Genomic DNA, 11,714 nt, shown 5'->3' on the forward strand with positions numbered 1-11,714 from the left:
GAGTAAATGGTCAGGCTTCGGTGTCGGGCTCGGTGCTCGTACGCAGGAGCCGGCGCAGCCACCGGAGGCGGGCCTCGCGCGCGTCCCGCGAGATCCTGGCGTGCGGGACGAACATGTCGAACCCATGGAAGCCGCCCGGCCATACATGCAGCTCGGCCTGGCCGCCCGCCTGCCAGATCCTGCACGCGTAGGCGACGTCCTCGTCCCGGAACGTCTCCGCCGAGCCCACGTCGATGAACGCTGGCGGCAGCCCCGACAGGTCCTCGGCGCGCGCAGGGGCGGCGTACGGGGACACCCCCGGCCCGCCCGCCGCCTCGCCCAGCAGCGCCGACCAGCCGGTGTGGTTGGACGTGCGGTCCCAGACGCCCAGCCCGGCCATCTGGTGGCCGGACGGGCTGTCGTTGCGGTCGTCCAGCATCGGGCACAGCAGCATCTGCCCGGCCAGCGCGGGACCGCCCCGGTCGCGGGCGAGCAGCGCGAGCGCGGCGGCCAGGCCGCCCCCCGCGCTCTGACCGGCCAGGATGATCTGGCCGGGGTCCAGGCCGAGCTCGGCGGCGTGTCCGGCCGTCCACACCAGGCCCGCGTAGCAGTCCTCGATCGGCGCCGGGTGCGGGTGCTCGGGGGCGAGCCGGTACTCCACCGACACCACCGCGAGCCCGCCCAGCTCCTGCGACCAGTCCAGCGGCTCGCTCACGCCGGTGCGGTTGTCCCCGATGATCATGCCGCCGCCGTGGGTGTAGTAGACGGTCGCCAGCGGCTCCCGTGCCCCGGCCGGACGGCAGATCAGCAGCCCCACGTCCGGGGCGCCCCGCGGGCCCGGCACGGTCCGCTCCTCGATCTCGAACGCCCCGTCCCGGCGCAGATCGTCGTCGGTCGGCGGCGCCACGACGCTGTTCTCGCGCAACTCTGGGATCCCGTCCGGGGTGAGGGACGGCGAGAGCACGTCCGCGAACTCCTCCAGGAAGGCGGCGCACTCGGGGTCGAACGGCGGCGGCCGCAAGGGCCCGCCGGGGCCGGTGGCGGTGTCGGGAGGGGGCGAGGTCGGGATGCTCATGGCTGCTCCTGTCTCGGCGCCGTCCCGGCGGCGCCGGCCGGGGATCCTCGACCCATGATCGCCCCAGGGAGGCGCGGACGACAGGCCCGGGACCCGACCCGGCCTTCCCGAAAACACGGTGCGCATTGGGCGCTTCGTCGCTCACCATGGAGATGTGGGCGAAAGGCGCATGACCGGGCTTTCGGGGGAATCGAACGGCAGGGCGGTCATGGTCGTTGGGCCGGCGAGGGGTGTCTCATGACCGGGGATCGGGCATTGCTGCGGCTGGGCGCGCAGATGGCCGAGGTGGAGGCGCTGTATGCCCGCGTTCTGGAGACGCCCGACGCCCAGGCCGAGGGACGCGCGCTGCGGGAACTGGCCGGTGCCGGCACGCGGCTGGCCGAGCTCGCGAACGCCGCCGCCGAGGGCAGGGCGGCGCCCTGGCCGGGGACGCCCGCCACGCGGGTGTCGCGGCCACGGCGGGCGGCCGGCGCGCGGGCGCGGGCGGCGGTGCGCGCGGGCACCCGGAGCAACCGGACCAAGCTCGAACGCCGCATCGCGAGGGTGGAGAGCACGACGGAGTGGATCATCACCAGGACGGGCGGCCGGCACTGACCCGGCCCGCCGCCCTCCAGTGGTCTCGCGGCATCCCCGATCGGCGGTCGCGACCGTAGGATCGGGTGAATGAGCGCCCTCCACGCCATCAGCGACATCCACGTCGGCTTCCCCGACAACCGGGCGTTCATCGAGGGCCTGCGCCCGGAGTCGGACGGGGACTGGCTCATCGTCGCCGGTGACGTGGCCGAGCACTTCGCCGACATCGAATGGGCGCTGAGCACCCTGGCCCGTTCCTACGCCAAGGTGATCTGGGCACCGGGCAACCACGAGCTGTGGACGCCCAAGGACGACCCCGTCCAAGAACGCGGGGAGGCGCGGTACCGGCGGCTGGTGGAGATGTGCAGGAGCCTCGGCGTGCTCACCCCCGAGGACCCCTACGCCGTGTGGGACGGGGACGGGGCGGATGGCCCCGTCACCATCGCGCCGCTCTTCGTCCTGTACGACTACACGTTCCGTCCCGAGGGCGCGTCCACCAAGGAGGAGGCGCTGCAGGTCGCCTACGACGCGGGCGTGGTGTGCACGGACGAGGTGCTGCTGCATCCCGACCCGTACCCGTCCCGTGACGCCTGGTGCGACGCGCGGATCGCCTACACCGAACGCCGCATGGCGGAGCTGCCACCCGGCACCCGCACCGTCCTGATCAACCACTGGCCGCTCGTACGGGAACCGACGCGCGTCCTGTGGCACCCGGAGTTCGCGCAATGGTGCGGCACCGAGCGCACCGCGGACTGGCATGTGCGGTTCGGCGCGGTGACCGTCGTGTACGGGCACCTGCACATCCCCAGGACGCTGTGGAGCGACGGGGTGCGCTTCGAAGAGGTGTCCGTGGGCTACCCGCGCGAGTGGCGCAGGCGCGGGGAGCGTCCATCGGGGCCGCACCGCATCCTGCCTCCCCAGGAGGAGCGCATCCTGCGCATACCGCGTTCGTGATTGGCGCCCACGGCCGGGGGAAAGGCTCGATCGAATCGACGCGAGGCAGGAGGGGCCGTGGACGGAGGCGTGCCGCTGAGCGAGCAGGAGGCGGCGAGCATCGACGCCTACTGGCGGGCGGCGAACTACCTGTCGGTGGGTCAGATCTATCTGCTGGACAATCCGCTGTTGCGGGAGGAGCTGCGGCCTGAGCACATCAAGCCGCGGCTGCTCGGGCATTGGGGGACCACGCCCGGCCTGAACTTCTGCTACGCCCATCTGAACCGGGTGATCAGGGCCCGCGACCTGGACATGATCTACATCATGGGGCCGGGTCACGGCGGGCCGGCGGCGGTGGCCAACGCCTGGCTGGAGGGCACCTACAGCGAGGTGTACCCGAACGTGTCGCAGGACGCGGACGGGATGCGCCGCCTGTTCCGGCAGTTCTCCTTCCCGGGCGGCGTCCCCTCGCATGTGGCGCCGGAGACGCCCGGCTCGATCCACGAGGGCGGTGAGCTGGGGTACTCGCTCGCGCACGCGTACGGCGCCGCGTTCGACAACCCGGATCTGGTGGTGGCGTGCATCGTGGGCGACGGCGAGGCCGAGACCGGGCCGCTGGCGGCGAGCTGGCATTCGGGCAAGTTCCTGGATCCGGTGCGGGACGGCGCGGTGCTGCCGATCCTGCACCTGAACGGCTACAAGATCGCGAACCCGTCGGTGCTGGCCCGTATCGGCGAGGAGGAGCTGTCGATGCTCCTGGAGGGCTACGGCTTCCGTCCCATCCTGGTGGGCGGGGCCGACGAGGTCGCCGGACCGGACGGTGACCTCCCCGCGGCGATGCACCGCAAGATGGCCACCGCGCTCGACCAGGCGCTGGACGAGATCGCCGGCATTCAGGCCGCGGCCCGGCAGGGAGGCGACGCCACCCGGCGCCGCTGGCCGATGATCGTGTTGCGTACGCCCAAGGGGTGGACGGGCCCGAAGGAGGTCGACGGGCTTCCGGTCGAGGGCACGTGGCGGTCGCACCAGGTGCCGCTGGCCGCCGTACGCGACAACCCCTCCCACCTGGCGGAGCTGGAGTCGTGGATGCGGTCCTACCGGCCGGAGGAGCTGTTCGACGGCGACGGCCGTCCGGTGCCGGACCTGCGCGCCTGCGCGCCGTCCGGGCGGCGGCGGATGAGCGCCAACCCGCACGCCAACGGCGGTGAGCTGCTGCGCCCGCTGATCCTGCCGGACTTCCGTTCCTACGCCGTCCCGGCGGACAGGCCGGGCGCCGAGGTGGCCGAGCCGACCCGGGTGCTGGGCCGCTACCTGCGCGACGTGGTGACGGCGAACCCGCGCGACTTCCGGATCATGGGCCCGGACGAGACCGTCTCCAACCGGCTCGGCGCGGTGTTCGAGGTGACCGACCGGGTGTTCACCGGGGAACGCTACGACACCGACGAGCACCAGGGGCCGCGGGGCCGGGTGATGGAGGTGCTCAGCGAGCATCTGTGCCAGGGCTGGCTGGAGGGCTACCTGCTGACCGGGCGGCACGGGCTGTTCAACAGCTACGAGGCGTTCGTCCACATCGTCGACGCGATGTTCAACCAGCACGCCAAGTGGCTGAAGGTGACCCGGCGGCTGCCGTGGCGGCGTCCCATCGCCTCGCTGAACTACCTGCTGTCCTCGCACGTGTGGCGCCAGGACCACAACGGCTTCACCCACCAGGACCCGGGGTTCCTGGACGTGGTGATGAACAAGAAACCCGAGATCGTCCGGGTCTACCTGCCGCCGGACGCCAACACGCTGCTGTCGGTGGTCGACCACTGCCTGCGCTCGCGCGACTACGTCAACGTCGTCGTCGCGGGCAAGCAGCCCTCGCCCAACTGGCTGCCGATGGACGAGGCGATCGCGCACAACGTCCGCGGCATCGGGATCTGGGAGTGGGCCAGCGTCGACGGCGGCGGCGACCCGGACGTGGTGCTGGCCTGCGCCGGGGACGTGCCGACCCTGGAGACCCTGGCCGCCGCGGACCTGCTCCGCCAGAACTTCCCCGACCTGCGCGTGCGGGTGGTGAACGTGGTCGATCTGATGCGGCTGCAACCGGAGTCCGAGCATCCGCACGGGCTCGGCGACGCCGAGTTCGACGCGCTGTTCACCGTCGACAAGCCGGTCATCTTCGCCTTCCACGGCTACCCGTACCTGATCCACCGGCTGACCTACCGCCGCGCCGGGCACCCCAACCTGCATGTGCGCGGCTACAAGGAGGAGGGCACCACCACCACGCCGTTCGACATGGTGATGCTGAACGACCTGGACCGCTACCACCTGGTGATGGACGTGATCGACCGCGTCCCCTCGCTGGGCGGCCGGGTGGCGCACATCCGGCAGCGCATGGCCGACCGGCGGCTGAAGGCACGCGCCTACACCCGCGAGCACGGCGAGGACGCACCCGAGGTCCGCGACTGGGTGTGGCCGTACCAGGGGGCGTCGTGATGGCGGTGCGACGGGTGCTGACGGTCAACCCGGGGTCCAGCAGCCTGAAGCTGAGCGTCCTGGAAGCCGACGGGACCGTGGTCGCGCACAGCGAGGTCGCCGGCGAGCCGGGCGAGCGCGAGGCCGAGCAGGTCGCCGCCGCGGTGGCGCGGATGCCGGCGCCCGACGCGGCCGGGCTGCGGTTCGTGCACGGCGGGCGTGACTTCGTCGAGCCCACGCTTATCGACGACGCGGTCACCGGGCGGCTGCACGAGCTGATCGGGCTGGCGCCGCTGCACCAGCCGCTGTCGCTGTACGCCCTCGGCGAGATCCGCCGCGCCCTCCCGGACACGCCCGTGGTCGCCTGCTTCGACACCGCCTTCCACGCGGCCCTCCCCGACGCCGCGTCCACCTACGCACTCCCGGAGGAGTGGCGGGAACGGTTCGCGCTGCGCCGCTACGGCTTTCACGGCCTGTCGTACGCCCACGCCCTGCGCCGCACCGGGGAACTGCTCGGCATCGACCCCGCCGGTGCGCGCATCGTGATGTGCCACCTGGGCGCGGGCGCGTCACTGGCCGCCGTCGCCGGTGGACGGTCGGTCGACACCACCATGGGCTTCACCCCGCTCGAAGGGCTGGTGATGGCCACCCGTCCCGGCAGCATCGACCCGGGCATCCCCTTGTGGCTTCAGCGGCACGGCCTCACCGCCGAGGAGGTCAACGACGCGCTGGAGCATCGTTCGGGACTGCGCGGCCTTGCGGGGACGGGCGACATGAGGCGGATCAGGGAGCGCGCCGAGCGGGGCGACGGCACGGCCCTGGCCGCACTGGACGTCTTCCACCACCGGCTGCGGGCCTGCGCCGCCGGGATGGCCGCCGCGCTCGGCGGCCTGGACGTGCTGGTGTTCACCGGCGGGGTCGGTGAGCACGACCCGGAGGTACGCCGCCGCCTGGCCGGCGACCTGGCCTTCCTCGGCGCCGCCGTCGACCCGGAGGCCAACGCCGCGAGCTCGGGCGACGCGGAGATCACCGCGCGGGGAGCGGCCGTCCGCACCGTGGTCGTCCAGGCCCGGGAGGACCTGGAGATCGCCGCCGGGGTGCGCGCGGCGCTCGGCGCGTCCTGACCGTATGTCAGGCGGTGGCGCTGTCCTGGGTGGGGGGCTGCTCGGGCGGCTCGGCGGTGAGCGCGGCGCGCAGGGCGTCCGCGGTCGTGGCGTGCACCGGGATGTGCTGGTCGATCTTGGCGAGCCGCACCACCTTCTCGACCGTCCGGCGCGGCCCCGCCAGCCGCACGGAGCCGCCGTGCCGGGTGGCGTAGGTGTTGGTGTGCAGCAGGACCCGGAGCCCCGCGCTGTCGAGGAACCGCACCTCGGTCAGGTCGATGACGAGATGGTCGCCCGGCTCCCTGCGCGCCTGCCGCACGTAGGCGTCGAACTGGCCGGCGGCGCCGACGTCGAGGTCGCCCTCGATCGAGATCAGAGTCGTTCCGGGAAGCCGCTGACTCGACAGCCCGAGCCGCTTCTCCATCCGCCGACCTCCCCTTTCATGCTCCAGCGCGAACCGCTCCGGCCGCCGGTTCTGACGGCCGTCCTCAACATAGCCTCCCGCGGGCCTCCGGGTCCCGGTATGCGATGGCCTCGCGAATGGACCCCTCCCTGACAGGAGCTGTCACGCCCCCATAGGTACCACCACGTGGTGGCCCGCCGGAGACGTCACCATGCCATGGTGGACTCTTGGGCGTTTCCTCCGTGTTAGGAAACGGCGGCCGGCGGGGGCCGTTCGCCGAGGAATCGCACGTCGACGGCACGGCCGCGCACCCCGCCGGACGGGCGGCCACTTCCGGCCCGTCCGACCGGCGTCCACAACCGGCCTCCAACGGCCGCCGGCCCGGTCAGTGGACCCGGCCGTGCGGCCTCGTCCTATTCACCTCGGGCAGCGCATCGATCACGCTGCGCAGGTGGTCGCGCGCCGCCTGCTCGGCGGCCTTGGGGTCGTGCGCGCAGATCGCGTCGATGATCGCCAGGTGCTGCGGGAGCGACACCTGCGGCCTGCCCGGGTGCATCGCCAGCTTGAACTGGTGCCGGACGTTCTGCGCGCGCAGCCGCTCCAGGAAGTCGGCCGCGGTCCGCTGCCCGCTGAGCGCGCGGATCCTCGCGTGCAGCCGCTCGTTCAGCCGCGAGTAGCCCAGCACGTCGCCGGACCGCACGGCCGTGCGCATGCTCTCCCCGATCTCGCGCAGCTCGGCCTCCTCCTCCGCGGTGACCCGCTCGGCGGCCTTGGCGGCGCACAGGCCCTCGATCACCATCCGGACCTCGGAGATCTCGATGGCCTCCTCCAGCGAGACCGCGCGGACGCGGGCGCCGCGGTTCTGCACCCGCTCGATCAGGCCCTCGTTGGCCAGCTCCAGCAGCGCCGCCCGGACGCTGGCCCTGCTGGCGGCGAACTGCTCCGACAGGTCGGCCTCGACCAGGCGCTGGTTCGGCACGAACTCGCCGCTGAGAATGGCCTCCCGGATCCCGGCCACCACCGAGCCGCCCCGCTCGCGGCCGTCACGCACGCCTGCCGCCACAGCCTCTCCCTGATCGGCATCGATATTGTCGCCAATTTTGTAGCTGTCATAGTGTATCGTCCGGCGGGACCCGTTCCCGTCCATCATGGCGTGTCATCGGCCCGTGAGGGGACAGGAGGGACCGGATGCCGGCAGCGGACGGGCGAAGGCTCACGATCGCCGTGCTGGGCCTGGGCGAGGCGGGCGGCGCGATCGCCCGGGATCTGGCCGCGGCCGGGGCCGTGGTCCGCGGCTACGACCCCGTGGTGCCCGCCCCGGACGGTATCACCGGCACGGGCGGCGAGGCCGAGGCGGCCGACGGCGCCGCGCTCGTGCTGAGCGTCAACAGTGCGCACGACGCGGCCGCCGCCCTGGACGCGGGCGCCGCGGGCGTCGGCGACGGCGCCGTCTGGGCCGACCTGAACACCGGCTCGCCCGGCCTGAAACAGAGGCTGCACGCCGCCGCCCGCGAACGCGGGATCCGCTTCGCCGACGTCGCCATCATGGCGCCGGTCCCCGGCCGGGGCCTGCGCACTCCGATGCTGGCCTGCGGCGAGGCCGCGGACGATGTGGCGCGGCTGCTCAACCCCCTCGGCGCCTCCGTCGAGGTGCTGCCCGGCGAGCCCGGCGCCGCCGCGGCCCGCAAGCTGCTGCGCAGCGTGTTCTTCAAGGGCCTGGCCGCCGCCGTGGTGGAGGCGCTGGAGGCCGCGAAGGCGGCGGGCTGCGAGCCGTGGCTGCGCGAGAACATCGTCGCCGAGCTCACCGCGGCGGGGGAGCCCACCGTCGACCGGCTGGTGTCCGGCACGCACCGGCACGCCGTCCGCCGCGCCGACGAGATGGCCGCCGCCACCGACATGCTCGCCGAACTGGACGTCCCGCCCCTGATCGCCGCCGCGTCCCGCGATCTCCTCCGCCGCCTTGCCGCGGGCCGGAATCCGTCTGGCTCCGGGACGACGGGTCCTTCTAGGGTCGAGCACTGAAACCGCGAAGCGAGGAGACGTCATGGCGGTACGTGCGGTCGGATTCCACCAGGCGGGCGGCCCGGAGGTGCTGCGGGTCGTCGATCTCCCCGAAAGGCACGCCGGCCCCGGCCAGATGCGGATCCGGGTCCACGCGGCCGACATCAACCCCTCCGACGTGGCGACGCGGCAGGGGGCGGTCCCCAGGGCGCTGGGCGGCGAGCCTCCCTACGTCCTCGGCTGGGACGCGGCCGGCACGCTCGACGAGATCGGCGAGGGCGTCGAGACCGACCTGAGCCTGGGCGACCGCGTCGTGGCGATCGTGTTCCCCTACGGCCCGGACCCCGGCGGGTACGCCGAGAGCGTGGTCGTGCCCGCCGAGCAGGTCGTCCGCGCGCCCGCCGGCGCCGACCACGCCGCGGCCTGCACCCTGCCGATGAACGGGCTGACCGCCCGCCGGATGCTGGACCTGCTCGACCTCGAACCCGGCGCCACCCTCGCCGTCACCGGCGCCGCCGGCCAGCTCGGCGGCTTCGTGACGCAGCTCGCGAAGGCCGACGGCCTGCGGGTGATCGGCGACGCCGCCCCCAAGGACCGCGACCTCGTCCGCGACCTCGGCGCCGACGAGGTGGTCGACCGCGGCGACGACGTCGCCGCCCGCATCCGCGAGGCCGTGCCGGACGGCGTGGACGCGGTGGCGGACTGCGCCGTCCAGAACGACCTGGTCGTCCCGGCCGTCCGCGACGGCGGCCGGGTGTCCACGGTCCGCGGTTTCCAGGCCGACGCCGAACGCGGCATCACCTACCACCCCGTCATGGTGACCGACTACCTCCGCGACCACGCCAAGCTCGACCGGCTCCGCAACCAGGCCGAATCCGGCGTCCTCACCCTCCGCGTGGCCGCCACCTACAAACCCGAGCAGGCTCCCGAAGCCCACCGCCGCTTCGAGGAAGGCGGCGTCCGAGGCCGCCTGGTCATCGAGTTCTAGCCCCGCCGTCCTTCTTCCTCCCGAGCCCGAGCGCCCCCGCTAGATCTGATCTAGCGGGGGCGTCGTGTGATCTCGCGCCTTCCGGGTGAGGGGCGGAGACGACGGAGGGGGATGCCGTCGTGGGGTCGTCCGGGGACGGCGGTCGTCGTCGCCCCGGTGCGCGACCGCCGTTCCTCGGCGTCGTTGGAGCAGGCGATCGGCTGCGTGGCTCGGCCGGTGGGTCCGGGGCTGCGTGCCGGGCGGCTTTTCTCGCCCTGGACCGATGAGTCCGCGGGCCGCCGCGAGTCTGTTGACGCAAGGGAGAAGGAAGGACGAGATGAGCGATACGCAGGAAAGCGAACTGGCGATCGAGACCTCGGGCCTGGTCAAGACGTTCGGCGAGACGCGGGCGCTGGACGGCATCGACCTCGCCGTTCCCCGGGGCTCGGTGTACGGGTTGCTGGGGCCGAACGGGGCGGGCAAGACCACGGCCGTCCGGGTGCTGTCGACCCTGCTGCGCCCCGACGGGGGAGAGGCCCGGGTGTTCGGGCACGACGTGCGGCGCGAGGCCGACGCCGTGCGTTCCCGGGTCAGCCTGACCGGCCAGTACGCCTCGGTGGACGAGGACCTGACCGGCACCGAGAACCTGGTGCTGCTGGGCCGGCTGGCCGGCTACCGGAAGAAGGAGGCGCGCGAGCGCTCGGCCCTGCTGCTGGAGGCGTTCGGGCTGACCGACGCCGCCGGACGGCAGGTGAAGAACTACTCGGGCGGCATGCGCAGGCGCATCGACATCGCCGCCAGCATTCTCAACACCCCGGACCTGCTGTTCCTGGACGAGCCCACCACCGGGCTCGACCCGCGCAGCCGCAACCAGGTCTGGGACATCGTCCGGGTGGTGGTCGCTCAGGGCACCACGGTGCTGCTGACCACCCAGTACCTGGAGGAGGCCGACCGGCTCGCCGGGCGGATCGCGGTCATCGACCACGGCAAGGTCATCGCGGAGGGCACCCCCGGAGAGCTGAAGTCGTCGGTGGGCGCGGGCTCGGTGCATCTGCGGCTGCGCGACGCCCGGCAGCGCGAGGAGGCGCGGCTGCTGCTGGCCCGCACGCTCGACACCCCGGTCGAGGTGGAGGCCGACCCGGTCGCGCTGACCGCGCGCCTCGAACGCGAGAGCACCGAGCGCGGCGCCGCCGAGCAGGCTTCGCGTGCGCTGGCCGAGCTCGCCGCGGCGGGCATCACCGTGGACGACTTCTCCCTCGGCCAGCCCAGCCTGGACGAGGTGTTCCTCACCCTCACCGGCCACCCGGCCGAGAACGGTTCCGCGAACGGCGGACAGCGGAAGCAGACGAAGGAGGTTGCGGCGTGAGCACCGCGACGACTCAGGAGGCGCCCGGCGTCTACGTCCCGTCCCCGGAGGTCATCGGCGCGGTGCTGGCCCGGGGGGCGCGGCCGCGGCGGCCGAGCGCGTGGTCGGCGTCGATGACGTTCGGCTGGCGGGCCATGCTGAAGATCAAGCACGTGCCCGAGCAGCTCTTCGACGTCACCGCCTTCCCGATCATCATGACGCTGATGTTCACCTATCTGTTCGGCGGGGCGCTGGCCGGCTCGGTCACCGAGTACCTGCAGTTCCTGCTGCCGGGCATCATGGTGATGAGCGTGGTCATGACCACGATGTACACCGGGGTGTCGGTCAACGTCGACATCGAGAAGGGCGTGTTCGACCGGTTCCGCAGCATCCCGATGTGGCGCCCCGCGCCGATGATCGGCTACCTGCTGGGCGACATGTTCCGCTACACCGCCGCGTCGCTGGTGATCCTCACGCTCGGCCTGATCCTGGGCTTCCGTCCCGACGGCGGCCCGGCCGGGGTGATCGCGGGGATCGCGGTGCTGGTGGCCTTCTCGTTCGCCTTCTCCTGGGTCTGGACGATGTTCGGCCTGCTGATGCGCACGGAGAAGGCGGTCATGGGCGCCAGCATGATGGTGCTGTTCCCGCTGACCTTCCTCAGCAACATCCTGGTCCGCCCCGAGACCATGCCCGGCTGGCTCCAGGCGTTCGTGGACGTCAACCCGATCACCCACCTGGTCGCCGTCGTCCGCGGCCTGATGCAGGGGGACGTGGGCGACGAGCTGGTCTGGGTGACCCTGTGGGCCGCCGCCCTCATCGCGGTGTTCGGCTCCCTCACGATGTGGCTCTACAACCGCAGGTGACCCCGCGCCCAAGGC

General features: G+C 72.9%; 11 protein-coding genes. 8 read left to right on the forward strand and 3 right to left on the reverse strand.

Going from position 1 to position 11,714, the window contains the following annotated elements:
• Positions 1–10: 10 nt before the first annotated feature.
• Positions 11–1,054, reverse strand: a complete 1,044-nt coding sequence (locus tag QSK21_RS02700; protein ID WP_285693431.1) for an alpha/beta hydrolase — start codon at positions 1,052–1,054, stop codon at positions 11–13.
• A gap of 237 nt (positions 1,055–1,291) precedes the next feature.
• Between QSK21_RS02700 and QSK21_RS02705 the strand changes: the two genes are divergently transcribed.
• From QSK21_RS02705 to QSK21_RS02720, 4 genes are all read left to right on the forward strand, one after another.
• Positions 1,292–1,648 (forward strand): hypothetical protein, encoded by a 357-nt coding sequence (locus QSK21_RS02705; RefSeq protein ID WP_285693433.1) that lies wholly within the window; start codon positions 1,292–1,294, stop codon positions 1,646–1,648.
• 69 nt (positions 1,649–1,717) lie between these two features.
• Complete coding sequence (locus tag QSK21_RS02710) at positions 1,718–2,581, forward strand: metallophosphoesterase family protein (protein ID WP_285693435.1); 864 nt, start codon at positions 1,718–1,720, stop codon at positions 2,579–2,581.
• 57 nt (positions 2,582–2,638) lie between these two features.
• Positions 2,639–5,038 (forward strand): phosphoketolase family protein, encoded by a 2,400-nt coding sequence (locus tag QSK21_RS02715; RefSeq protein WP_285693437.1) that lies wholly within the window; start codon positions 2,639–2,641, stop codon positions 5,036–5,038.
• Positions 5,038–6,141 (forward strand): acetate/propionate family kinase, encoded by a 1,104-nt coding sequence (locus QSK21_RS02720; RefSeq protein WP_285693438.1) that lies wholly within the window; start codon positions 5,038–5,040, stop codon positions 6,139–6,141. The genes QSK21_RS02715 and QSK21_RS02720 overlap by 1 nt, the downstream gene beginning before the upstream one ends.
• A gap of 7 nt (positions 6,142–6,148) precedes the next feature.
• On the opposite strand, the gene QSK21_RS02725 is transcribed toward QSK21_RS02720, so the two are convergent.
• Positions 6,149–6,544, reverse strand: a complete 396-nt coding sequence (locus tag QSK21_RS02725) for an STAS domain-containing protein (protein WP_285693440.1) — start codon at positions 6,542–6,544, stop codon at positions 6,149–6,151.
• A gap of 364 nt (positions 6,545–6,908) precedes the next feature.
• Entirely contained in the window at positions 6,909–7,586 is a 678-nt protein-coding gene (locus QSK21_RS02730) for a GntR family transcriptional regulator (protein WP_285693442.1), read from the reverse strand.
• 125 nt (positions 7,587–7,711) lie between these two features.
• Here QSK21_RS02730 and QSK21_RS02735 point away from each other — a divergent pair, with 125 nt between their 5' ends.
• From QSK21_RS02735 to QSK21_RS02750, 4 genes are all read left to right on the forward strand, one after another.
• Positions 7,712–8,545 carry an NAD(P)-dependent oxidoreductase gene (locus QSK21_RS02735; RefSeq protein ID WP_285693444.1) on the forward strand — a complete coding sequence of 278 codons (834 nt, stop codon included), beginning with the start codon at positions 7,712–7,714 and terminating at the stop codon, positions 8,543–8,545.
• 22 nt (positions 8,546–8,567) lie between these two features.
• Positions 8,568–9,512 (forward strand): NADP-dependent oxidoreductase, encoded by a 945-nt coding sequence (locus QSK21_RS02740; protein ID WP_285693446.1) that lies wholly within the window; start codon positions 8,568–8,570, stop codon positions 9,510–9,512.
• Positions 9,513–9,828: 316 nt separating this feature from the next.
• Entirely contained in the window at positions 9,829–10,857 is a 1,029-nt protein-coding gene (locus tag QSK21_RS02745) for an ATP-binding cassette domain-containing protein (protein ID WP_285693448.1), read from the forward strand.
• Positions 10,854–11,699 (forward strand): ABC transporter permease, encoded by an 846-nt coding sequence (locus QSK21_RS02750; RefSeq protein ID WP_285693450.1) that lies wholly within the window; start codon positions 10,854–10,856, stop codon positions 11,697–11,699. Before QSK21_RS02745 ends, QSK21_RS02750 begins: the two co-directional genes overlap by 4 nt.
• The last annotated feature ends 15 nt before the right edge of the window (positions 11,700–11,714 follow it).

Origin of the sequence: Actinomadura sp. NBRC 104412, assembly GCF_030269515.1 — a bacterium.
Lineage (GTDB): Bacteria > Actinomycetota > Actinomycetes > Streptosporangiales > Streptosporangiaceae > Spirillospora.